Raw genomic sequence first — 25018 nt, 5'->3', positions numbered from 1 at the left:
CGGTTGTGCTAAAAAGTTAGCAGTATGATTGTATTAAACTAAAGAAGGAGGACCCCTTAAGGAAAAATGTAAATGTTGATATTTACTTAAAAAGAAGTAATATGAAATGATTTCTTCAGGAAACTGTTTTTTACTGAAAATAGCAACCCAAAGTTTAGGAAAGGTGTAATTTGTATGAATCTTAAATTTATTGTACTCACAATCTAAATCTACTTGATGTATATGTGTAGAATCATCGCCAATACATATGTCATGCTTATGATGTTGAAAAACATGATAGAAACTAATACTTGTAGGAAACAATAATAGCCCTAAAAAGAATAAGGCTATTAATGGTACGTGCATATGTTTCTTAGTATGATGCATTAATCAACAAAGCGTTTTAAGCCTAATCTACGTAGCATTTTCTTTTCAAAATTCCAAAAGAACTCAAATTGCCCAAACAGCCATCCGTAACAAACAAGCATAATTTGATAAACAATAAATAATAGTATGATACGAAAGGTCCAATACCCGAATGATCCAAAGGATTCTGTGGTAATGCTAAGAAAGTTTAAAATAGGTTTTCCTATATATGAGGCCGTTGAACCTGTTATGGCAAATACAACAAAAATCACTGCAATTTGCCAATTACTGTCAACGCCCCAACGTTGTTTTAGTTTTTTCACAATATTAATTTGGTAGCAAAAATAAATAAAACAATATTAAATTCTAGGAACAAATGGTCCTAATCTTTGATTGTAGGTTAATTGAAAGTATATAAAGTAGTTATAGAGCAAATAGTTAACCTCATAACCATAATCAATATCTGGTTGATAGTCAATTTGCATTTCATATAGATTAGAATTATATCTTCCAGGTTGTAATACACGCTGATTCCATTCTATAACAAATAACTGGTTTCTGTTTTCTAAAAAGCTTTGCGAGTAAAATCCTCTGGGCTTTGCTCTACTAGCTACCCAAAAATTAAAACCAGGTTCAATGATGATAATTTCATATTCAACAGCTTCATTAACAATTTTTACAGTATCGTTTTGCTTTAATGCTTCAAGTTGCTCTGGGGGTTTTGAGTTATGATGAGGTGTTTTACTAGTATGGCAGCCAAGAGCCACTAGAACAACAGATATTATGTAAATGATATTTTTCATAATTAGATGACATGATTTTTACCAAATGTATGATAGAACATCTTCTTAATAAAGTAAGAATGCGTCAATGGTAAGTGTCATTGAGTAAAATATACAAAATATCGATAGAAGCACTATGTGCTTTTTGATGGGTTTAACAAAAAAGTAAGCCCAACAACTATGTTGTTAAGCTTTTACTTTGTATTATTTTCCTCCAAAAAGACCTCCAAGCATGCCGCTTAGTCCACCTTTCTTTTTGTCGCTTCCAAGGACCATACCTGCCACGTCATCAATAACACTTCCGTCTCCGTCAGCATCAAGAATAGATTCTAAAAAACTTTGTTCTTGGCTGGCTGAGTTATTGCTCAATAAGCCGCCAATTAAGTTTTCTATGCCGCCAGACGAGTTTACATTCTGTTGTCTGGTTTGTTTGCCAAGTAATCCCATTAAAATAGGAGCGGCTATTTTTAATATTTGAGCCACAGTGTCTGCATCCATTCCTACTTTGGCGCCTAAGGTGTTTTCAACTCTGCTTTGTTTTTGTCCTAATACATGCCCCAATATTTTACTACCATCATCTATAACACTAGAGTCTACACCACCATTAAATAAGCCTCCCAAGTTATCTAGAATACTACCGTCATGTTTGTTGTTTAAAGCGTTCAATAAGCCTTCAGCACCTTGTTGGGAAGTGGCATTTTTCTTCATGGCAGTCATTAAAACAGGTAATGCCATGATTAATACGTCTTGTGTTTTGTTTTGTGGTTGATTGGTTTGATTTGAAACACCACTTATTATTGTTTTTCCCAAATCACTGTTTAATAAATCTAAGATTCCAGACATGATATTTAATTTAAAATTAAAAGTTTTGAATTATCAAGGTACAAAAAAAGAGTTCACATTTGCTAGTAGGACACTTATTTATATGTGAAGTCACATACCTTTTTGAAAAGAAAAAGCCTCTGGTTTATAATTCAGAGGCTTTTTTGACTTTTAAAATTCTTTTCTAAGAATTTATAATATGTTATTTATCCTAAAATATTAACGATTTGTTCAGCTAATTCAACTCCAATTCTATCTTGAGCTTCGTTAGTTGCAGCTCCAGTATGAGGGGTTAATGATAAAGCAGGGTTCATTAATAATTGAATTTCTGGTTTTGGTTCTTTTTCAAAAACGTCAAGGGCAGCTCTAGCTACTTTTCCGCTTTCAATAGCTTTTACAAGAGCCACTTCATTAACTACACCACCACGGGCAGCATTAGCTATGATTACGCCATCTTTCATTATGCTAAACTCGGCTTCATCAATAACATAGTCTTTTTGAGCAGGAACATGAAGTGTGATAAAATCGGCTTGTTTTAAAACCTCTTCTTTAGAAATTGTTTTAATATCAAAACTTACTTTTTGACCATCAAAGAATTCTAATTCTAGGTTGGCTTCTTCTAAAAACGGATCAAAAGCCACTACTTTCATGCCAGCACCTAAAGCCACTTTGGCAGTAGCTTGACCAATACGACCAAACCCTAAAACACCAAGTGTTTTGCCTTTTAGCTCAGTACCTTTTGCATAAGCTTTCTTTAAACCTTTAAAATTACTATCACCTTCAAGAGGCATTTCTCTGTTAGCATTGTGTAAAAAACGGGCTAAGCCATATAAGTGACCAAAAACCAACTCAGCTACAGAATGTGATGAAGCCGCAGGTGTATTTATCACGCTTAGTCCTTTTTCACGGGCATATTCAACATCAATATTATCCATACCAACACCGCCGCGACCAATAATTTTTAGTCCAGGACAGGCATCAATTAAGTCTTTACGTACTGTAGTAGCACTACGCACTAATAAAACCACTATATCATTTTCATTGATATAATTTATAAGTTGTTCTTGAGCTACTGTTGTAGTGATTACTTCATATCCTTCCTTTTCTAAGGCATCAATACCACTTTGTGAAATACCGTCGTTTGCTAATACTTTCATTGTTTTGTTTTTCATTTCCGCACAAGCGAAAATATTATTGAGATTAATTAAGCTTTACTTTCTAATTCGCTCATAACTTCTACTAACGCTTTTACGCTTTCTAAAGGTAAGGCGTTGTACATTGAAGCTCTGTATCCACCAACACTTCTATGACCGTTTACACCACTAATTCCTGCTTCAACCAACATGGTTTCAAATGTTTCTTTTAAATTGTCATTAGTAAGGTTGAATGTAGCATTCATCATTGAACGATCTTCTTTGGCAGCAAACCCTTTAAATAATGGATTTAAGTCAATTTCAGAATACATTAAACTAGCTTTCTTTTCGTTTTCTTTTTCTATTGCTGCTACGCCTCCTTTTGCTTTCAACCACTCTAAAGTAAGCATAGAAGTATACACAGCAAATACAGGAGGAGTGTTTAGCATACTGCCACTTTTAATGTGTAGTTTGTAATCCATAATAGAAGGAATATCTCTTGACACTTTTCCTAAAATATCTTCTTTTACTATCACTAAAGTCGTTCCTGCTGGTCCCATGTTTTTTTGAGCTCCGGCGTAGATTAAATCAAATTTACTATAATCAATGTTTCGTGAATAAATATCACTACTCATATCGCAAACCAAAGGAATGTCTACTTGAGGAATTTGTTTTAATTGTGTTCCAAAAATGGTGTTGTTTGAAGTACAGTGCAGGTAATCATAATCTGAAGGTACGTCAAATCCTTTTGGAATATAATTGAAGTTGGCATCAGCCGAAGAAGCCACTTCATAAATGTCATCTAATTTTTTAGCTTCTTTAATAGCTTTAGTACTCCATGCGCCAGTGTTTAGGTACCCTGCTCTTTTTTCTAAAAGATTCATGGCTACCATTAAGAATTGGGTGCTAGCGCCTCCTTGCAGAAACAAAGCTTTATAACCTTTTCCTTCCAGTCCTAAAAGCTCTAAAGCTAGGGCTCTGGCGTTTTCCATAACATCAACAAAATCTTTGCTTCTGTGAGATATTTCTATAATGGATAACCCTGAATTATTATAATCAACAATGGCTTGTGAAGCTTTCAATAAAACTTCTGGTGGTAAAATACTTGGTCCTGCGCTGAAGTTGTGTTTTTTCATTTTTTTTAATAAAAATTAGGATGCAAAGTTCCTAATTAATTCAAGAAATTATACTAAAAATTCCATAATTTTTTCGTCAAATTGCTAATAAAAATTCAACGGAATCTACATCATCCGCATAATCCCAAAGTTTGGGTTTTTGAGTGGCTCCAAAGGGTACTTCGTTTTCAGAAAATCCGTTAGCCACAATGCATTGAATTTGATCTTTTTTTGCTGAAATTTCTTCTTTTAACTGAGAAATATCATGGTATGTTTCATAAAAAAGTGTGGCAATGGGAGAGGCAAAACTTTTATCTTCCTTTATCATAAAAAAACCGTTTTCAAGCATATCAAATTCACTCATTAAATACACGGCTTTATTGTAATCGTAATTGTTAGCATATTTGGCGCTGTCCATAATTGGATGCCAATGATAAATAGCTTCAAAAAACGCCTGAAAATCATACCCATGTGGGACAAAAAGTTTTGAAACGTTTCTGCAACCCAAACCATAATATCTAAAAATATCTTCTGATAGGTTTTTTAAGTCGTTTTCAGTTTCATTTCCAGTTAAAATAGCAACCGAGTTTCTGTTGTTTCTTATTATAGCGGGTTTGTTTTTAAAATAATATTCAAAATAGCGCGCGGTGTTGTTACTGCCAGTGGCAATAACGGCATCAAAATGTTCTACTTTTTCTTCTGTAAAAACAATATGTCCTTTAAATTGTGGTTCAACATACTCTAAATATTTGGCTAAAAATGGGAGTAACTGCTTGTCATTTGAGGATTGTTTTACTAAGACACTATGTCCTGTAATGAGCACAGACAAAAAATCATGAAAGCCTACTAAAGGAATATTTCCAGCCATAATAATGGCCACCGTCCTTGGATTTAATTGATTTATGTTATAAGGCTTTAACCAAGTAGTTAGGTTTTTTAGGGTTAAGGCATCACTCCATGATTTTATAGAAAACCTTATATTTTCTGGGGTAAACCACCCATTATGTTCTTTTGCTAATTTAAGTTGATGCTTAAAGCCGTCAAAGAATATGTTGTTGTGTTCAATATTATGGTCTTTTTGTATATCTTCATTAGAAAATTGCCTTAAAAAATCTCCTAATTTTACAAAAGCATCAATTCTGTCTTGTAATTGCATTCTGAATTTGGTTATGAACGGTTTTGGCTTTATTTTTGCAACTGCAAATTTAGAAAGAAAAAAACGCTATGGCAATTATTATAACAGACGAATGTATAAATTGTGGTGCATGTGAACCCGAATGCCCAAATACGGCAATATATGAAGGGGCGGACGATTGGCGCTACAAAGATGGGACTAGTTTAGAAGGTACGGTAGTTTTAACAAACGGTACAGAGGTAGATGCCGATGAAGCTCAAGAACCTATTAGTGATGAGCTATACTATATTGTGCCAGATAAATGTACTGAGTGTAAAGGGTTTCATGATGAGCCACAATGTGCTGCTGTTTGTCCTGTAGACTGTTGTGTACCCGATGAAGATCATGTTGAAACAGAAGAGGAGTTACTAGCAAAACAACGTTTTATGCATCCTGATGAATAAAAAAGTTGTTGATTGATTATAAAATTGAAATCCTGAGTTAAAAACTCAGGATTTTTTTATTCCCTTATTGTTTATTTTTGAATTATGAAATCAAAAAAAGTTTTGTTGCTATTAAACGGAGAAGTTCCCCATGCTTTTCCTGCTGTAGATGGTTATGATTTGGTTTGTGCAACAGATGGTGCGTATTGGACATTGAAGAAGCATGATATAACGCCAGACTTTATTAATGGTGATTTAGACTCGCTAAAAGAAAGCCCTGAGAATATTGAAATTATTCATACCCCAGATCAAGACTATACCGATTTTGATAAGATTCTGGATATTTTGTTTAATAAGGGGTATAATTGTATTGATGTGTTTGGGGCAAGTGGTAAGGAACAAGATCACTTTTTAGGAAACTTGCATACGGCTGTTCATTGGAGAAATAAATTAGATCTTGTCTTTTTTGATAATCATGGGTATTATTTTTTGGCAACACCGTATACTAAAATAGAGATGAGCAAAGGGAAAACCATATCATTGGTGCCTATGCATGAAGCTAAAGGTGTTAAAACAACAGGATTGCAATATCCACTTAAAAACGAAACTTTAATTTTCGGTCAAAGAATAGGTACCAGAAATAAGGCGATAAGCAATTTAGTTGAAATTCATTTTAAAAAAGGAAATTTATTCATCTTTGTAAATGATTGAGTTCTTTATAAAAAAGCTTAATCTGTGGTTGAAAATGTTTTCATTTCAGTTGAAGGTTCTAAGGTTTCTTCTTTCTCCCATAGCGTTTTGTCAAATGTGCTTAAAACAGAAAAAGTTACAATGGAGTCTTGTTTTATAGAATTAAAATCATCTAAGGTCAATTCATTACTCGAAATGAATAATAGCTCTTCCTTATTTCGGGCATCACCTTCAAGTTTAAAAGAAAAGTTTACTTTCTTTTTGGCATGGGTGTTTTCTATGAATTTAACATCACGATTCACGTAAAAGTAACTTCCATTCGTACGTTTTAAATATTTGGGGTGATACATATTATTGCTGTCTTTTTTAAAAAGTAGAGTGCCTTCACTCATATTTTCATTAAATTTTATACCTAGTAGGAACTTTAAGTTTAATTTGTCACCATGTCTGTTTTTATAAAACGCATAGTCTAGTCTGGTGATGGCGTAGGTGTTTTGATTTACATAAATTTTGCCAGTGTACTTGGCTTTACTTTTTTTAGGCGTAAAATGAATAATGTAGGTAAGTTCATTATTGTCATAGGTCATGTTTTGGTATTTAAAATTGTAATACTCAAAATCTAATAGTTTAAATAAAAATGAATTATCATAATATTGGGCGCGCTTTAAAAATGATCGTAGCTTTTTGTTTAAGCTCGCTGTTTTATATTCGTTTTTGTTATGTTCGTCTTTAAAATCACCCTTGTTTAAGGCGAGTGAGTCTTCTATTTTGAAAAGTCCAGTTTTTAATTTATAGGTTTTAGTAGTGTCAAGGTATTCTAAAACTAAGTTTTGGGCTTTGTCTTGAACCTCTTCCATAGAAAAGTCGTTTTTGTGATCTAATAGCTTAGTCGCTTTTTCTACCTCGAGTTTTGAACTGTCTTTATCTAAAACATAAAGCTCACCTTTTAAGTCGGCAAATTCTTTGATGTCACTATTTTTTATTTTGTTTGATAGCGCATTTAAACTTTTGTTTGCGGCTTCTAGCTGATGTTTTTTAATATGTGACGCTTTTTCAATTTCAAATTCTAAACTTTTAAAATCAATGTAGTCTGTAGTTCTTCTGAAAATGGCATAGTGGTTTAATTCAGATTTGTAATTTATAGGTGTATGCGCTTTTACCTTAGCAATAATAGAGTCGGCGTTTGGTGGTTTGTTGCTTAGGTATACCGCATTGAGTTTATGTACGGCTTCTTCAAGTTTTATAATGTAATTAAAAGCGATTATGTCGTCAATGGAAATTGTTTTATTTAGGTATCCTAAGCATGAAATCGTGACCGATTTTATATTGTTGTTTTCCGAATAAATAGTGAAATACCCTTCTTCGTTAGAAATGACTCCCTTGTAAACTCCTGTTTTTATTGAGGCATATGGAATAGAGCGGCCGTTGTTTTTATCTATAAGCTGAGCTGTAATATGTTGCGAAAAACAACTAAAGTGCCATGTTATAGCGATAAGGAAAAAGTAAATCTTTTTCATAGAAGATGATTTATAATCAATCAACGATTAAAGCAACAAAATGTTACAAAAAATAATCAAGGAAATGCCTACATTTGCACTCGCAAAATATAGATTTTCGTTTTGGCGGGAATTAATAAATAAAATTTTAATGAAAGCAGGCATCGTCGGATTACCAAATGTAGGGAAATCAACACTATTTAATTGTTTATCAAACGCTAAAGCACAAAGTGCAAATTTTCCATTTTGTACCATAGAACCTAATATTGGTGTGGTAAATGTACCAGATCCTAGACTGGCCAAGTTAGAATCCTTAGTTAACCCAGAGCGTGTTTTGCCAGCGACGGTTGAAATTGTTGATATTGCGGGACTTGTAAAAGGGGCTAGCAAAGGAGAAGGTCTTGGTAACCAATTTTTGGCCAATATTAGAGAAACGGATGCTATTTTGCATGTTTTACGTTGTTTTGATAACGATAATATTGTACATGTTGAAGGAAATATCAATCCTATTAGAGATAAGGAAACCATTGATATGGAGCTTCAACTGAAAGATTTAGAAACGGCTGAAAAAAAACTAGACAAGGTTAAAAGAGCTGCAAAAACAGGAAACAAAGAAGCTCAAAAAGAACAAGAAGTTTTGCTAAAGATTAAAGAAGGACTTGAAGCTGGAAAATCGGTCAGAGCCTTAGAGTTTAGTGAAGATGATTATAATGATTTTGTAAAACCATCACAGTTTATAACAGATAAGCCTGTCATGTATGTTTGTAATGTTGATGAAGGATCGGCAGTTTCAGGAAATGCTTATGTTGAACAGGTAAAAGAAGCTGTAAAAGATGAAAATGCTGAAGTTTTGGTGTTGGCTGTTGGAACAGAAGCAGATATTAATGAGTTAGATGATTATGAAGAACGTCAAATGTTTCTTCAAGATATAGGTTTAGATGAGGCTGGTTCTGCTAAATTAATTAGGGGGGCTTATAAGCTTTTAAATCAACAAACGTATTTTACGGCAGGTGTAAAAGAGGTCAGAGCATGGACTGTTGGTATTGGAGCTACGGCACCTCAAGCGGCAGGTGTTATCCATACCGATTTTGAAAAAGGATTTATTCGAGCCGAAGTTATTGCATATGATGATTATGTGCAGTATGGTAGTGAATCTAAGGTAAAGGAAGCCGGAAAAATGCGTGTTGAAGGTAAAAATTATATAGTTAAAGATGGAGATGTGATGCATTTTCTTTTTAATGTATAACGGTCACTGTTTTAAATTTATAAAGCATCTCAAATGAGGTGCTTTTTTTGTGTCTGTGTGTTTCTTGATTCAGTTTTAGCGTGCTTGAACGTTGTAAATTATATTTGTGTTATACATTTAGAGATTTGAAGCATACTACCTTCGTAGCATGCAAACAAAGACAGGATTTTGGTATGGTGTTGTTCTCGGTGTTTTAGGTGTTGTGCTTTTTTCATCTAAAGCCGTCATGGTTAAACTCGCTTATAATTACGGAGCTGATGCCGTAAGTATATTGTTATTTAGAATGCTGTTTGCGTTTCCATTTTATGTGATTATTGCACTCTATTATAAAAACAAAAACACTGTAATTCGATTACAAAGGAGGGACTATTTTTGGTTGTTTGTGTTTGGTTTTATAGGGTATTACTTAGCAAGCTATTTTGATTTTATAGGGCTTACCTATATCAAAGCTAGTTTAGAGCGTATTATTTTATTTGTCTATCCAACCTTGGTGTTATTTTTTAATAAATTGATATTTAAACAACGCATTAGTAAAACACAGATCATGGCTATACTATTAACTTATTTTGGTGTTGTAATAGCGTTCTGGGAAGAAGTGGGAGAGGTGGGGATACAGGTTTTACTTGGCGGTGGTTTTATTTTGTTGAGCGCCATTACCTATGCTTCTTATTTGGTAGGAAGTGGTTGGTTAATACCTAAGTTTGGAGTGGTAAAATTTACAGCTTATGCAATGATGGTGTCCTGTGTTTGCGTTTTTGTTCATTATAGTTTGGTTAGCCAAACAGATTTTTTTTGTTTTTCGTGGCAAGTTTATGTTTTAGGATTGCTCATTGCGGTATTTGCTACGGTGATTCCTTCGTTTTTAATATCAGCTTCCATTAAAAGAATTAGTTCTTCAAATTTTGCAATTGTAGCTGGGATTGGCCCAATATCCACTATTGTTTTAGCGGTGATTTTTTTAGGAGAAGTGTTAACGTGGGTTCAATTAATTGGAGCACTGGTGGTTATTGTAGGTATATTAGTAGTGTCTTTAAAAAAAGGCTAGGAGATATTACGTATGTTCTCAACAAAAATCAAAAGTTATTGTTAATTACTTTGTTTAACGGGTATTTTATTTTTTAAATGGTTATGCTATATTAGCGTTCTATCTTAAAAACACACCCCATATTTAATGGCTGAACAATCCAATTACACCGAAGAAAATATTCGTTCATTAGACTGGAAAGAGCATATTAGAATGCGGCCAGGAATGTATATTGGAAAACTGGGAGATGGGTCGTCACCAGATGATGGTATTTACATTCTTCTCAAGGAAGTTTTAGATAACTCCATAGATGAATTTGTCATGGGTGCAGGAAAAACTATAGAGATATCCATTCAAGGAAGTAAAGTGACTGTGCGTGATTATGGTCGAGGTATTCCCTTAGGAAAGGTGGTTGATGTGGTTTCTAAAATGAATACAGGAGGAAAATATGACTCTAAAGCGTTTAAGAAATCTGTAGGGTTAAATGGCGTTGGTACAAAAGCAGTAAATGCCTTGTCTGCCTATTTTAGAGTGGAATCTACACGAGACAACAAAAGTGCTTCTGCCGAGTTTGAGAAAGGTAGTTTAACAAACCAAGAATTTTTAGAAGAAACCTCAAGGAGAAAGGGTACTAAAGTGTCTTTTGTGCCAGATGAGACCATTTTTAAGCATTACAAATTCCGAAGTGAGTATGTGGTTAAAATGCTTAAAAACTATGTGTACTTAAATCCAGGGTTAACCATTGTTTTTAATGGCGAAAAGTATTTTAGTGAAAACGGATTAAAGGATTTATTGGCAGAAAAAATAAATGAATCTGATTTATTATATCCCATTATTCACTTAAGAGGTGATGATATTGAAGTAGCGCTTACCCATAGTAAAACGCAGTATAGTGAAGAATACAACAGTTTTGTAAATGGGCAGAATACCACACAAGGAGGTACCCACTTAAATGCATTTAGAGAAGCTATTGTAAAAACAATCCGAGAATATTACGGTAAAGCTTATGATGCTTCCGATGTAAGAAAATCAATCGTTAGTGCCATTGCTATTAAAGTTATGGAACCTGTTTTTGAAAGTCAAACAAAAACAAAGTTAGGCTCAACAGATATGGGTGGTGATTACCCAACGGTACGCACTTATGTGAATGACTTTATAAAAACGTATCTCGATAATTATTTGCATAAAAATCCTGATACCGCTGATAAAATTCAAAGAAAAATTCTTCAAGCTGAACGTGAGCGGAAAGAACTTTCGGGTATTAGAAAACTGGCTAGAGATAGAGCCAAAAAAGCGAGTCTTCATAACAAAAAATTAAGAGATTGCAGGGTGCATTTTGGCGATACTAAAAATGAAAGAAACCTTGAATCAACCCTGTTTATTACTGAGGGTGATTCAGCATCAGGTAGTATTACCAAATCAAGAGATGTAAATACGCAGGCCGTATTTAGTTTAAAAGGAAAGCCGCTAAATTGCTATGGGTTAAGTAAAAAGATTGTTTATGAAAATGAAGAATTTAACTTACTTCAAGCCGCATTAAATATTGAAGAGTCTTTAGAAGATTTGCGCTATAATAATGTGGTGATAGCTACAGATGCCGATGTGGATGGTATGCATATCAGATTGTTATTAATAACCTTCTTTTTACAATTTTTTCCAGAGGTAATTAAAGAAGGGCATCTTTATATTTTGCAAACACCGTTGTTTCGAGTTAGAAACAAGAAGGAAACCATTTATTGTTATTCAGAAGAAGAACGTGTTAATGCTATTGAAAAACTAAAGCCAAAACCAGAAATAACACGATTTAAGGGATTGGGTGAAATTTCACCCGATGAGTTTAAACATTTTATAGGGGATGATATTCGGTTAGACCCTGTTATGCTAGATGATAATATGTCTATTGACGATTTGTTGGCCTTTTATATGGGAAAAAACACACCAACAAGGCAAGAGTTTATTATTGATAATTTAAAGGTTGAAATGGATGTTGTTGAGTGATAAAGGTGATGTGAATTTCATGCCTGTCAATGGTGAAAATTTAGTTAATTTTAATGGATAAATCTGGTATAAACCTTAAATTTGTATAGAGAATAATTTATATAAATTCCCATAAATAGGGACTAAACTAAATACTATGTTATACAATAAAAGCGGAGAGTTTAAGGTTAGACGTTCTTATCAGCATTTTTATATTCATACCAGCAGTGAGCAGGTACACAGGCTGCAAACAAAAGGAAAAGTAATGCTAAACGGAAAACCTAAAAAACTGAGCTAATTAATGATTGAAAACGACGACGAATTACTTAATGAAAAAAGTGAACCTAAAGAAACCATTACCCGAGTTACGGGTATGTATAAAGATTGGTTTTTAGACTATGCGTCGTACGTTATTTTAGAACGCGCTGTACCAGCTATTGAAGATGGTTTTAAGCCCGTTCAACGCCGTATTATGCATTCCATGAAAGATCTTGATGATGGAAGGTATAATAAAGTGGCCAATATTGTGGGGCATACCATGCAATATCATCCGCATGGTGATGCCAGTATTGCAGATGCCATGGTGCAAATAGGGCAAAAAGACCTTTTAATTGATACGCAAGGTAACTGGGGAAATATTTTAACGGGAGATAGTGCAGCGGCCTCTAGGTATATTGAAGCCCGATTATCAAAATTTGCTTTAGATGTAGTTTACAACCCAAAAATTACCGAGTGGCAAGCCAGTTATGATGGCAGACGAAAAGAACCCATAAACCTACCAGTTATGTTTCCTTTACTTCTTGCTCAAGGAGGTGAAGGTATAGCTGTTGGCTTGTCTACAAAAATATTACCACATAATTTTATTGAACTTATTGATGCCTCTGTAAAGCATCTTCAAGGTAAGCGTTTTACCATTTACCCTGATTTTCCAACTGCCGGGATTGCAGACTTTTCAAACTATAATGATGGGATGCGCGGGGGAAAAGTTCGTGTAAGAGCTAAGATTTCTCAACGCGATAAAAATACCCTCGTTATTACAGAATTGCCTTTTGGAACCACAACATCGTCACTTATTGATTCTATTTTAAAAGCCAATGACAAAGGCAAAATAAAGATTAAGAAAATAGAAGATAATACAGCAGCCGAAGTTGAGATTTTGATACATCTGCCATCTGGACTTTCACCAGACAAAACTATTGATGCCTTATACGCCTTTACAAGTTGTGAGTCTTCCATTTCGCCCTTAGGCTGTGTTATTGAAGATAATAAGCCTTTGTTTATTGGGGTATCAGAGATGTTGCGTCGTTCCACCGATAATACCGTTCAACTTTTAAAGCAAGAACTAGAAATAAAATTAGGTGAATTTGAAGAGCAGTGGCATTTTGCTTCATTAGAACGCATTTTTATTGAGAATAGAATTTATCGTGATATAGAGGAAGAAGAAACTTGGGAAGGTGTTATTTCAGCTATTGACAAAGGTTTGCAACCTCATATTACACATTTAAAACGCGCGGTAACGGAAGACGATATAGTTAGACTGACCGAAATTAGAATTAAACGTATTTCAAAGTTTGATATAGACAAAGCGCAGCAAAAAATTGAAGCCTTAGAAGAAGAGATTGCTAAAGTAAAACACCATTTAGCGCACTTGATTGAGTATGCTATTGATTATTTTAAAAGACTTAAAAAAGATTACGGAGAAGGAAGAGAGCGTAAAACAGAAATAAGAACTTTTGATGATGTAGATGCTACCAAAGTAGTGATAAGAAATACCAAGCTTTATGTTAATCGGGTAGAAGGTTTTATAGGAACCTCATTAAGACGTGACGAGTATGTTTGTGACTGCAGTGATATTGATGATATTATTGTGTTTACTAAGGAAGGAAAAATGATGGTGACAAAAGTAGATACAAAAACCTTTGTAGGTAAAGATATTATACATGTAGACGTTTTTAAGAAGAAAGACAAGCGTACTATTTATAATATGATTTATCGCGATGGCAAAAAAGGACCTTCATATATAAAGCGTTTTGCGGTAACTAGTATAACGCGAGACAGAGACTATGATTTAACCAATGGTAACAAAGGGTCTGTTTGTCTATATTTTTCGGCAAATCCTAATGGAGAGGCTGAGGTGGTAGCAATAAATTTAAGACAAGCAGGTAGTATTAAAAAATTAAAATGGGATATTGATTTTGCCGATATTCTTATAAAGGGAAGAGCTTCAAAAGGAAATTTGGTTACTAAATATCCTGTAAAACGTGTTGAGCTAAAAGAGAAAGGTGTTTCCACCTTAAAACCAAGAAAAATATGGTTTGATGATACAGTACAACGTATTAATGTAGATGGACGGGGTGAATTAATAGGTGAGTTTAGAGGTGAAGATAAATTGCTTATCATTAATCAGTCAGGTGTTTTAAAAACGGTTACTCCCGAAGTGACTATGCATTTTGATGATGATATGATTGTGATGGAAAAATGGCGTCCTAAAAAACCAATCTCAGCCGTTTATTATAATGGAGAAAGAGAGCTGTATTATGTAAAACGTTTTTTGGTTGAAAATGAAGGTAGAGAAGAATCTTTCATATCCGATCATCCAAATTCACAATTAGAAATAGTATCCACAGATTGGAAACCAGTTGCCGAAGTGGTCTTTGCAAAAGAGCGCGGAAAAGAACGTAAAGATAACCTCATTGTAAATCTTGAAGAGTTTATCTCCATTAAAGGAATAACAGCTATTGGTAATCAGTTAACTAAAGAGAAAGTCAATCAAATAAATTTATTAGACCCTTTGCCTTATGAGGCGCCCGATGAGGTGCATGCAGATGATATAGAAGTTGTTGGTGAAAAAGAAGTTACCGATAAATCTGAAGGAGCTAGTGGCGAGCCAGATATTGATGATGAGGGACAAACCACACTTTTTTAACGTTCTATAAAGCACAACCTAAACAAAACTAAAAACCATTGATAATTATTATAGATCAATGGTTTTAGTATTTATACCTATTTTTTCTAGGTTTTTTTCAATTGTTTCTGAATTTTTTTGATAGCAGACTGAATAGATTTATCGGGTTCTATGACATTGTAAGCGCCCCAAAATCGTGGGTCAGAAAAACCAGAAGCCATTTCGGTTAAAATGGTTGAAGGTCTTAATAATTGGCTTTTTACATCGGCTAATTTCGTTTTCTGAACTTCCCAATCTGTAATGGCCATTTCACTATTTAATGTATAGGTGTTATTAAATAACTTTCCTTTCCAGTTTACTTTGAATGTCAGTGATATGTTGCTGTAAGCATAGTGCCATCTTCCATCTTTTGTACGATAATTTACTCTGTAGGTAGCTTCTGTTGGGTAAACATCTACTTTTCTAGGTTTTTTTCTAACATACATTTGACTTGACAATGCTCTATTTGAAACATTAAGGCTATACACAGCATTAGTTAACGCTTTCGTTTCAGCATCAATATATAGCTTACCATAATATAGAGGTGTATCTATGTCTTTACGTTGTTTAAAGTCAATAACATAAATGAGTTTATCATTTATCATGGTAGAACTGTCAAAACCAAAGACGTAATCTTCAATATTTTCTTCGTTAAAAATATATTCAGGGTATTTTATGATATCAGTATACACATTACTGAAAGGGCCGCCTTGCAGTTTTAAAGCAATGGTGTCCAATTTAGAATAATCTGTATTTTTTCTTGCCTTTACCAGTTCAATACGGTCACTTCTATAGTTATTATATGGTTGTTTGTGAATTTTAACAACAGCTTCAGACAACGAGGCATTTTTTCGACGTTTTTTTATAGTTTCTCTGTAAAAGGCGGTCATTAATGTGTTTTGGTTATTATATAAGTTGCTTTTTTTTCCAAGTGTTTCTAGTACTAAATCTTTAGCATTCTTTGAAGTAGCAGTTATACTAATGGCATCTAGTTCTGTCAAGGCAGGAATTAAGGTAATTTTTGCTAATTTTTCTACATCAGAAATTTTTACATCTTTCTGTTCATAGCCTAAGTGGGTGATATGAATATCACCTTTTAGTAAATCAATGGGAATTTTTAATAAAAATTCACCTTCACTATTAGTTACTGTGCTTATATTGGAATGTTCAATCACCACATCTGTGAATACTAGAGGTTTTTTAGTAGCTTCATCCACAATTTTACCCGTGATTTCTTTAAAGGGTTCTGAAGTTTGTTCTTGAGCTTTTGCAGTGTTAATGAAAAACCCAATGAGCAAACACCAGATTATAGATATTAACGTTTTCATAATAAAAGTTTTAGGTTTTTTTCTACCTATTAATTTACGAAAAAATAAAGTAACTATCTATAATCCAGTATGTTTTTAACATTTTGTTTAAATGGTTAAGCGATTTTTTTAAAAGTGTATTAATAAGTGAGTGATAACGTCTTTCATCAAAAAATAGTAAATAACTATCTATAATGGTGGTTGACAAGTAAATATATTGAGTTTTAAGTTTTAAATGAAGATATAGTTAAGATTAAACTGTAAATATAAGAAGCATATAATCAGGTATTTAACCTGTAATTTAATTTGATAACGTTGCGTTAACGAAATCTTCATTCAATCCCAAAGTTCTGTTAACATGCCACATATGTTTTGAAGGTAATTTTATACTGTAAATTAATTAATCACTTTTATCTTCAAAAAAATGAAAAAAACAATTCTATTATCTTTCGCTGCCCTTGGATTGCTTTCAGGCTGCCATAACGAAACTCTAGAAAATTCTGAAGCACCGTTAGATATGGCTTTAAAAAGCAAATTTAAAAATGATATTGAGTTTAAAAACCAATCTGTAACACCTAGCTTTTTAGATGTAAAATCAGGATTCAATACTATTTCTGTTACTACCTTATTATCGTCAGAAGACGTTTTACAACAATCTGCTGATTTCGTTTACGGAAGTATGGCTGATGGTGCCGGACTAATAAAAGAAAATAACGGTAAATACACCTTAATAAATAATATTGAAGCCGATTATTCTATTGCCAGAATAACCTTCGATAAAACGTTTAAACCAGTACATGGTGAGTACATTTTAAATGCCGAAGCTACAGCTAACACAGCGCAATGTTCGGGTTCACTTATTACTCCAGAAGAACATGGTTTTGGTCCTTTATACCTTTCTGGTGGAGAATGGGGAGGGGCTTCAAAAGGTGTATTCTTAACAGATCCATACAAAAAATCTAAAGATGCTGGTTCCTCTGAAATGTTATCAGCTTTCGGACAATGGTCTACTGAAAATGCTGTAGTTATTGGTAAAGACGCATACCCAGGAAAAACCGTAGCTTTTATTGGTGATGACCACTCTAATAATGAAATACCTTCAGGACAATTAGGTATGTATGTTGGTAATCATGGTGATTTATATGGCGGACAATTATATGGTTTAAAAGTTAATGGAATGGCTAACGATGTTGAAGTTGCTATGGAAGAAGGTGTGTCTTACCCTGTAGAATTTGTTGAGCTTACAGAAACCAATATTGATTTATTAGATGCTGAGTGTAAAGCAAAAGGTGTTATGGGATTCTCTAGATTAGAGGATATTGACTGGAGGCGTGGTTCTGCCGAAAACAACAGAGAAATTTACTTTTGTGTAACAGGTCGTAAAAAAGACGGATTAGTAGGTAAGGGTAGTATATATGGTCGTGTATATAAAGTTGTACTTAATGAAAAAGATCCTACAGCTGCTGGAACGATTACCTGTGTTTTAGATGGAGATTTAGATGAAGGAAAAGCTAAAATGTTCCACAGTCCTGATAACATCTTAGTTACTGAAAACTATGCTTACATTCAAGAAGATCCTAACGGATATTTTGATGGTCCATACAAACAACACTATGCGCTATTATACCAATACAACCTAAACACTGGGGAGTTAAAAACAGTATTAGAATGTGACCAAACAGCGGCCGAAACAGCTGGTTATGGCCCTGCTACAAGAACTTGGGAAATTACGGGTATGATTGATGTTTCCGATGTTGTAAACAACGAAGGTACTTTCTTATTAATTACTCAAAATCACGGGTGGGTTCCTGCTGATGGTTCTTCATTTACAGATCCTAAAGCTATTGAAACACCAGATTCTAATGAAGGAAGTGTTCTTTATTTAATTCATGGTTTAGACAGATAATCTATGAATAACATCATATTATTAAAAAAGGCACACGTATTTAGCGTGTGTCTTTTTGCCGTTATAATCTGTTCCTGTAAAAAGCCAGCAGCTAACGTGCCTGTTCAGGAACCCATCGAAACATTAAGCCTAACCTATCAGCAAGATATAGATAGCTGTGTGGCGTACTTAGAGAAGTTAAAAGAAATCAAAACAACTAACCTTAGTATTGAAAACTATATACAAGCAAGAAACTATTTTAAAAAAACAGAAGCGGTATTGGCTTTTGCTGATGCCGAAAATTATAAAACGCTTAATCAGCCCAATCTTTTAAAAGTTGAAGAAGAAGATGCGACCGATATAAAAATTATAAAACCGTTCGGGTTTCAGGTTATTGAAGAACTGATTCATGAAGATAGCTTAGATTTAAACTATCTAAACCAAATTATAAAAAAAACGCAAAACCGATTAGTGCTTATAAAAAACAACGCGCGGTTACAGTTTAAAGACTACCATGTACTATGGCTTATACGCGACGAGATAAACCGTATAGCTCTTACTGGTGTAACAGGTTTTGACTCTCCAGTATTGGAGCGTTCTTTGGATGAAGCCATTATTAATTATGAAAGCATACAAAACATTTTAAATATATATGCATCCTATTTTCAATCGGAAGCTCTGCTTAACATGTGGCAAAAGGAAATTGAAAGTAGTATAAATATGCTTAAAACCGATTTTGGAACGTTCGATAGATTTGACTTTATTAAAAACCATACGCATAAACAATTAGAGCTAATTCTTGAAACGAAGACAGACTGGAATGTAGAATTTCCATACGCTTTAGCATTCAATAACAATTTAAAGTCCTTGTTTTCTAAAAATACCTTTAACTTGAGTTATTTTTCATCGGAACAATTCGATTCCTTAGCTCCTAACAAAATCAATTTAGGTGAAAAGCTGTTTTATGAAAAAGCATTGTCAAAAGATAATTCCATAAGTTGTGCTTCTTGTCACCTACCAGAAAAACACTTTACCGATGGTAAAAAAATATCCGATAAGGTTACCAGAAACAGCCCAACCTTATTATATGCTGCTTTACAAAAAGGGTTTTTCTATGATAAACGTGCTGGAAGTCTAGAAGGGCAAATAGTTGCTGTAGTAAATAATGAAAAAGAGTTTCACTCCGATTTAAAACATTTGGAAGCCGTAATAAAAAGCAATCCAGACTATACAAAAGATTTTGATAGCACTTATGTTAATGGCCCTACGCAGGAGAATATTAGAAATGCCATAGCAACTTATATCAGGAGTCTTGTCCCATTTAATTCAAAATTCGACAATAATATTAATGGTCTAGAAAACAATTTAACCACTTCAGAAAAACGTGGTTTCAATCTGTTCATGGGAAAAGCTAAATGTGCTACTTGCCATTTTCCTCCAACCTTTAACGGTACTGTGCCTATTTTATATAAAGAAAGTGAAATGGAACTTATTGGAGTACCCAAAACCACCGATACCATTAATGCTGTTATTGATGATGATTTAGGTCGCTACTACGTGTTTAACACCAAACAGAAAAAACATTTTTTTAAAACACCAACGGTTAGAAATGCTAATAAAACGGCTCCTTATATGCATAATGGCGTATATGACACTCTTGAGGAGGTTATTGATTTTTACAATCGTGGTGGTGGCATTGGAATGGGGATGGAATTAGAAAACCAAACCTTGCCTGCTGATGCCTTAAATTTGACAAAGCAAGATACAAACGACTTAATGGCCTTCATAAAAACCTTAGATGACCATGTATAAACTGTTATTATAATTTTTGCTAAAAAAAAGGTTCTTATCAAATAACCTTGAGTTTTAGTTTGTTCAAAAACCCAATTACCTTGCAGAAGTAATTAGTTTTTCTGTAAAAATTCTTAACGTATTTTTTAGATTTTAACAAAATCAATAAATGTATATTTACATGATTTTATATTGAAATATGCAGAAAGACTACCTTACATTTCAAGAAACAGGTTATTTTTCGTCTTTAATTTGTGATTACGTAAACCAAAAATCAGAATTAGATACGTTTTATAATCGGTTTCCTAGTTTAGAAAATTTTGAGAAACAAATAGAAGAAAAGACCACTACTTTTAGTCAAGATAGTAGAACCGTTTTATCCTCAGTTTTAAAACGGCAATATAAAAATGTAGAAATGTCTAGTTTAACACTTCAAAATATTGAAGTTTTACAAGCACAAAATACCTTTACCATCACAACAGGGCATCAACTTAATTTGTTTACTGGACCTCTATATTTTCTCTATAAAATTATTTCGGTTATAAATCTTTCAAGGCGGTTGAAAGTAGCCTATCCAAAACATAATTTTGTTCCAGTGTACTGGATGGCTACTGAAGATCATGATTTTGAAGAAATTAATTATTTTAATTTTAATGGTAAAAAAATTAGATGGCATAAAGATGCAAGTGGCGCCGTTGGAGCACTTTATACTGATGGTTTAGATGATGTTTTTCAAGTGTTTTCTGAAGAATTAGGAGGCGGTAAAAATGCTGAAACCTTAAAACGACTTTTTCAGTCCGCTTATTTAAATCATGATAACCTTTCAGAAGCTACCAGATTCTTGGCGAATCAACTTTTTGCAGATTATGGGTTGGTTATTATTAACGCTAATGATGCAGACCTTAAGAAACAGTTTATACCCTTTATTGAAGATGAGTTGTTAAACCAAACATCATCTAAAAAAGTAACCGAGACTAATAAAGGTTTGGAAGCCTTATCAAATGATTATAAAATTCAGGTGAACCCTAGAGCGATAAATTTGTTCTATTTAGGTAAAAATGTACGGGAACGTATTGTTTTTGAAAATGACCGATACCAAGTTTTAAATACCAATGTGAGTTGGAGTAGAGAATCACTCCTAAAGGAAGTCCATGATTATCCAGAAAGGTTTTCGCCAAATGTGATTATGCGTCCCTTATATCAAGAAGTAATTTTACCAAATATTTGTTATATAGGAGGTGGGGGTGAAATCGCTTATTGGTTTCAGTTAAAGGCTTATTTTAATGAAGTAAAAGTGCCTTTTCCAATTTTGCTGTTAAGAAATTCGGTGTTAATAAAAACAACAAAACAACATGATAAACTAACCAATCTTGGAATATCAACGGCAGAGATATTCTTAAAAAAGCACTCACTTATTAATAAGAAAGTTAGGGATATTTCAAACATTGATATCGATTTTTCAAAACAAAAAACATATTTGAAGCAACAGTTTGAAGACCTTTACACCGTAGCTCAAGATACAGATAGATCATTTTTAGGTGCTGTTCAAGCACAAGAAATAAAGCAGCTTAAAGGTTTAGATAATCTAGAAAAACGCTTGTTAAAAGCTCAAAAACGTAAATTGTCGGATGAGGTAAAGCGAATAACTGTTATTCAAAATGAATTATTTCCAAACCAAAGTTTGCAGGAGCGCAATACGAATTTTTCTCAATTTTATTTAGAGTATGGTGAAGAACTTATTCCTTGTCTTATTGAAAGTTTAGACCCTTTAAAATTACAGTTTTTAGTGTTGACTATGCCTGATTGACCATTGCTTTTAGTTTAAAATGATGTTAAATTATAAGTGTTCTCTGCTTATAATTTTACCTTTGAGCACTTCTTAAAACTAATAAAATGCACAAGATAGATTTCGATTTAGTTGAAATGACTATGGACACCATGAAGTATGCTATTGATAGGGTGTCTTCAACGACAACTAAAATTGGTAAACCCAAAAAAGCAGAAGAATTAAAGGCTTTAGTTGGTGAAACTATTACTGAAAAAGGTATTGGAGGTGAATATGCATTTGAGTTATGGCGAAAACATTTAGCTAAAGCAAATGTACCTGTTGATCACCCTAGAAACTTGGCTTTTGTGCCAGCGTCACCAACGCGAGCTGCTATTATGTTTGATTTGGTTACGGCTGCATCAAGTATTCACGGCGCGTATTGGATGGAAGGTGCTGGAGGTATTTTTTGCGAAAATGAAGCGATGCGATGGATGGTTTCGTTAACAGGATTACCAGAAGGTGCTTTTGGCGTTTTTACAAGTGGAGGAACCGCAGCCAACCTGTCAGCTATTGTAACTGCAAGGGAATATTGGCGCGGATTAGATAGAAGTCATACCTTAGAAAAAGGTCTTATAATAACCTCCATAGGGGCACATTCTTCAGTAAAGGCTATGGCTAAGGTTGCAGATATTGATGTTGTGTTAATTGATACGGAAGATAGGTTAGAACAACAGGCACTTCAAGAAACCATAAACTCCTTACCAGTACATAAAAGGCATCGCTTATTTGCTGTAGTGGCTACAGGAGGAACAACTAATGCAGGAATTGTAGATGACCTTGAAGGTATAGCTGAAATTTGTGAACGTGAAAAGTTATGGTTTCATGTTGATGCTGCTTATGGCGGAGGTGCATTAATGGCAGATTCTGTAAAGCATCTGTTTAAGGGTATCGATAAAGCCGATAGCATTACGATTGATCCGCATAAATGGATGTTTTCGCCCTATGATTGTGGTGCTATTATTTATAAACAACCAGAACTAGCTAAAGATGCACATGCGCAGGAAGGCTCCTATTTAGATATCTTTAAAGATGAGGGGGCACACGGATTTAATCCATCTGATTATCAAATACAGCTTACAAGACGAGTTAGAGGGTTACCTTTGTGGTTCTCTTTGGCTACACATGGAACCGATCAATACAAAGAAGCCGTTGAAAGAGGTATTGAATTAGCACAGATTGCGGGTAAAATGATAGAGGAATTACCACATGTAGAGTTAGTAAGAGCTCCAAGTCTGTCTTGTGTATTGTACCGAAGAATAGGATGGCAACCTGAAGATTATACACACTGGACTTATGAAAACCATGATAAAGGTTTTGCTTTGGTAACACCAACCAAATGGAAAACAGGAGAGACCTACGAAACCGTTTCGCGTTTTTGTTTTATTAATCCTGATACTACAGAACATGATATTGAAATGATTCTTGAAACCATGGTTTAAAAATTAATTAAAAAAAATTAAGGCGTAATTCGTCATTAAAAAATCAATTCCTATTTTTGCGCATGCAACATGATAAGGTACTTATATTAGACTTCGGATCGCAATACACCCAGCTTATTGCACGTAGAGTTAGAGAACTTAACATTTATTCCGAAATACATCCATTTAATAAAATTCCAACCAACTTAAACGACTATAAAGCGGTAATTCTTTCTGGTAGCCCTAATTCCGTAAGAGGTGAAGATGCTTTGCATCCTAACTTAGAAGGTATTAGAGGGGTTAAGCCTATGCTCGCCGTTTGCTATGGTGCGCAATATTTGGCTCATTTTTCTGGTGGAGAAGTAGCGCCTTCAAGCACAAGGGAATATGGTAGAGCTAATTTGTCGTTTATAAAAGGCAATGAACCATTTTTTGCACATATTCACACGGGGAGTCAAGTTTGGATGAGTCATAGTGATACCATTAAAAAGTTACCTGAGAATGGCGTTTTAATAGCAAGTACACATGATGTTGAAAATGCAGCTTATAGAATTGATGGTGAGGAAACGTATGCTATTCAATTTCACCCAGAAGTATACCACTCAACAGACGGTAAGCAATTATTAGAGAATTTTTTAGTAAGTATAGCTGGCTTGCATCAAGATTGGACACCAGATTCTTTTGTTGAAGAAACTGTTGAAGCGATTCAAGAAAAAGTTGGCACTGATAAGGTGGTATTAGGGCTTTCAGGTGGTGTAGATTCTACAGTGGCTGCCGTATTGTTAAATAAAGCCATTGGAAAAAACCTGTATTGTATTTTTGTGAACAACGGCTTACTCAGAAAAAATGAATTTGAAAGTGTTCTCAAGCAATACGAGGGCATGGGGCTCAACGTTAAAGGAGTTGATGCTTCAGGAAGGTTCTTAGATGCTTTAAAAGGTATTGAAGATCCGGAGAAAAAGCGAAAAGCTATTGGGAATGCGTTTATAGAAGTGTTTGATGATGAGGCGCATAAGCTTACCGATGTAAAATGGTTGGCACAGGGAACTATTTATCCAGATGTGATTGAAAGTGTTTCGGCTACAGGCGGGCCTTCAGCAACTATAAAAAGTCATCACAATGTAGGAGGCTTACCAGATTTTATGAAATTGAAAATTGTAGAACCTTTACGTGCTATTTTTAAAGATGAAGTGAGACGTGTTGGAGCTACTTTAGGTATAGACCCAGAGCTATTAGGAAGACACCCATTCCCTGGCCCTGGCTTAGGTATTAGGATTTTAGGAGATATTACTGCAGAAAAAGTTCGTATCCTTCAAGAAGTTGATGCTATTTTTATTAATGGTTTAAAAGAATGGGGATTGTACGATAAGGTGTGGCAGGCTGGTGCTATGTTGCTTCCAGTGAATAGCGTAGGTGTTATGGGTGATGAACGCACGTATGAAAAATGTGTGGCACTTAGAGCTGTTGAAAGTACAGATGGTATGACGGCAGATTGGGTAAATTTACCATACGAATTTCTTCAAAAAACATCAAATGATATAATAAATAAAGTAAAAGGCGTTAATAGAGTGGTGTATGACATTAGTTCAAAACCACCAGCAACTATTGAATGGGAATAAACCTTCATGTTTTATTGTAGGTTTCGTTTTTTTTTGTTT

At 34.1% G+C, this 25018-nt stretch carries 21 protein-coding genes; 12 read left to right on the top strand and 9 right to left on the bottom strand.

Annotated elements, in window-relative coordinates:
- Positions 1–33 precede the first annotated feature (33 nt).
- The 7 genes from KFZ70_RS00850 to KFZ70_RS00820 all read right to left on the bottom strand — a co-directional run bounded on the left by KFZ70_RS00850 (position 34) and on the right by KFZ70_RS00820 (position 5353).
- Positions 34–366: a hypothetical protein gene (locus KFZ70_RS00850; protein ID WP_139696494.1), complete on the bottom strand. Its 333-nt coding sequence runs from the start codon at positions 364–366 to the stop codon at positions 34–36.
- Positions 366–668 (bottom strand): DUF6787 family protein, encoded by a 303-nt coding sequence (locus KFZ70_RS00845; protein ID WP_139696492.1) that lies wholly within the window; start codon positions 666–668, stop codon positions 366–368. The genes KFZ70_RS00850 and KFZ70_RS00845 overlap by 1 nt, the downstream gene beginning before the upstream one ends.
- Positions 669–704: 36 nt before the next feature.
- A complete protein-coding gene (locus KFZ70_RS00840; protein ID WP_199240669.1) occupies positions 705–1148 on the bottom strand; it encodes a DUF6146 family protein in 444 nt (147 codons plus the stop codon).
- 183 nt (positions 1149–1331) lie between these two features.
- Positions 1332–1970 carry a DUF937 domain-containing protein gene (locus KFZ70_RS00835; protein WP_139696490.1) on the bottom strand — a complete coding sequence of 213 codons (639 nt, stop codon included), beginning with the start codon at positions 1968–1970 and terminating at the stop codon, positions 1332–1334.
- Positions 1971–2155: 185 nt separating this feature from the next.
- The gene (locus tag KFZ70_RS00830) at positions 2156–3106 is read right to left on the bottom strand and encodes a D-2-hydroxyacid dehydrogenase (protein WP_139696488.1); all 951 of its coding nucleotides are present in this window, start codon (positions 3104–3106) and stop codon (positions 2156–2158) included.
- Positions 3107–3153: 47 nt separating this feature from the next.
- Positions 3154–4218, bottom strand: coding sequence for a 3-phosphoserine/phosphohydroxythreonine transaminase (gene serC, locus KFZ70_RS00825; protein ID WP_139696486.1), 1065 nt, complete (start codon positions 4216–4218; stop codon positions 3154–3156).
- 76 nt (positions 4219–4294) lie between these two features.
- The gene (locus KFZ70_RS00820; protein WP_139696484.1) at positions 4295–5353 is read right to left on the bottom strand and encodes an acyl-CoA reductase; all 1059 of its coding nucleotides are present in this window, start codon (positions 5351–5353) and stop codon (positions 4295–4297) included.
- A gap of 68 nt (positions 5354–5421) precedes the next feature.
- Between KFZ70_RS00820 and KFZ70_RS00815 the strand changes: the two genes are divergently transcribed.
- Both KFZ70_RS00815 and KFZ70_RS00810 read left to right on the top strand, forming a co-directional pair.
- Complete coding sequence (locus KFZ70_RS00815; RefSeq protein WP_139696482.1) at positions 5422–5775, top strand: 4Fe-4S dicluster domain-containing protein; 354 nt, start codon at positions 5422–5424, stop codon at positions 5773–5775.
- Positions 5776–5859: 84 nt separating this feature from the next.
- Entirely contained in the window at positions 5860–6465 is a 606-nt protein-coding gene (locus KFZ70_RS00810) for a thiamine diphosphokinase (protein WP_139696480.1), read from the top strand.
- A gap of 17 nt (positions 6466–6482) precedes the next feature.
- Here KFZ70_RS00810 and KFZ70_RS00805 read toward each other — a convergent pair whose 3' ends face one another.
- The gene (locus KFZ70_RS00805) at positions 6483–7961 is read right to left on the bottom strand and encodes a carboxypeptidase-like regulatory domain-containing protein (protein WP_139696478.1); all 1479 of its coding nucleotides are present in this window, start codon (positions 7959–7961) and stop codon (positions 6483–6485) included.
- A 130-nt stretch (positions 7962–8091) separates the two neighbouring features.
- Here KFZ70_RS00805 and ychF point away from each other — a divergent pair, with 130 nt between their 5' ends.
- The 5 genes from ychF to KFZ70_RS00780 all read left to right on the top strand — a co-directional run bounded on the left by ychF (position 8092) and on the right by KFZ70_RS00780 (position 15113).
- Positions 8092–9186 (top strand): redox-regulated ATPase YchF, encoded by a 1095-nt coding sequence (ychF, locus tag KFZ70_RS00800; protein WP_139696476.1) that lies wholly within the window; start codon positions 8092–8094, stop codon positions 9184–9186.
- A gap of 148 nt (positions 9187–9334) precedes the next feature.
- Positions 9335–10231 (top strand): DMT family transporter, encoded by an 897-nt coding sequence (locus tag KFZ70_RS00795; RefSeq protein WP_139696474.1) that lies wholly within the window; start codon positions 9335–9337, stop codon positions 10229–10231.
- Positions 10232–10357: 126 nt separating this feature from the next.
- Positions 10358–12208 carry a DNA topoisomerase IV subunit B gene (locus KFZ70_RS00790; protein WP_139696472.1) on the top strand — a complete coding sequence of 617 codons (1851 nt, stop codon included), beginning with the start codon at positions 10358–10360 and terminating at the stop codon, positions 12206–12208.
- Positions 12209–12344: 136 nt separating this feature from the next.
- The gene (locus KFZ70_RS00785; RefSeq protein ID WP_158293200.1) at positions 12345–12485 is read left to right on the top strand and encodes a hypothetical protein; all 141 of its coding nucleotides are present in this window, start codon (positions 12345–12347) and stop codon (positions 12483–12485) included.
- A 3-nt stretch (positions 12486–12488) separates the two neighbouring features.
- Positions 12489–15113 (top strand): DNA gyrase/topoisomerase IV subunit A, encoded by a 2625-nt coding sequence (locus KFZ70_RS00780; protein WP_139696470.1) that lies wholly within the window; start codon positions 12489–12491, stop codon positions 15111–15113.
- Between the two features lie 86 nt (positions 15114–15199).
- Here KFZ70_RS00780 and KFZ70_RS00775 read toward each other — a convergent pair whose 3' ends face one another.
- Positions 15200–16459 carry a carboxypeptidase-like regulatory domain-containing protein gene (locus KFZ70_RS00775; RefSeq protein ID WP_139696468.1) on the bottom strand — a complete coding sequence of 420 codons (1260 nt, stop codon included), beginning with the start codon at positions 16457–16459 and terminating at the stop codon, positions 15200–15202.
- A gap of 403 nt (positions 16460–16862) precedes the next feature.
- Between KFZ70_RS00775 and KFZ70_RS00770 the strand changes: the two genes are divergently transcribed.
- From KFZ70_RS00770 to guaA, 5 genes are all read left to right on the top strand, one after another.
- The gene (locus tag KFZ70_RS00770; RefSeq protein WP_139696466.1) at positions 16863–18344 is read left to right on the top strand and encodes a phosphatase; all 1482 of its coding nucleotides are present in this window, start codon (positions 16863–16865) and stop codon (positions 18342–18344) included.
- A 3-nt stretch (positions 18345–18347) separates the two neighbouring features.
- Positions 18348–20135, top strand: coding sequence for a cytochrome-c peroxidase (locus KFZ70_RS00765; RefSeq protein WP_139696464.1), 1788 nt, complete (start codon positions 18348–18350; stop codon positions 20133–20135).
- A gap of 178 nt (positions 20136–20313) precedes the next feature.
- The gene (gene bshC / locus KFZ70_RS00760; protein WP_139696462.1) at positions 20314–21921 is read left to right on the top strand and encodes a bacillithiol biosynthesis cysteine-adding enzyme BshC; all 1608 of its coding nucleotides are present in this window, start codon (positions 20314–20316) and stop codon (positions 21919–21921) included.
- Positions 21922–22007: 86 nt separating this feature from the next.
- The gene (locus tag KFZ70_RS00755; protein WP_139696460.1) at positions 22008–23381 is read left to right on the top strand and encodes an aminotransferase class V-fold PLP-dependent enzyme; all 1374 of its coding nucleotides are present in this window, start codon (positions 22008–22010) and stop codon (positions 23379–23381) included.
- Between the two features lie 62 nt (positions 23382–23443).
- Entirely contained in the window at positions 23444–24979 is a 1536-nt protein-coding gene (gene guaA, locus KFZ70_RS00750) for a glutamine-hydrolyzing GMP synthase (RefSeq protein ID WP_139696458.1), read from the top strand.
- Positions 24980–25018: the final 39 nt, after the last annotated feature.

The organism is Allotamlana fucoidanivorans, assembly GCF_045788535.1.
GTDB lineage: Bacteria > Bacteroidota > Bacteroidia > Flavobacteriales > Flavobacteriaceae > Allotamlana > Allotamlana fucoidanivorans.
Note: the sequence above shows the minus strand (reverse complement) of the source record. Positions and strands in the feature narration are given on the sequence as shown.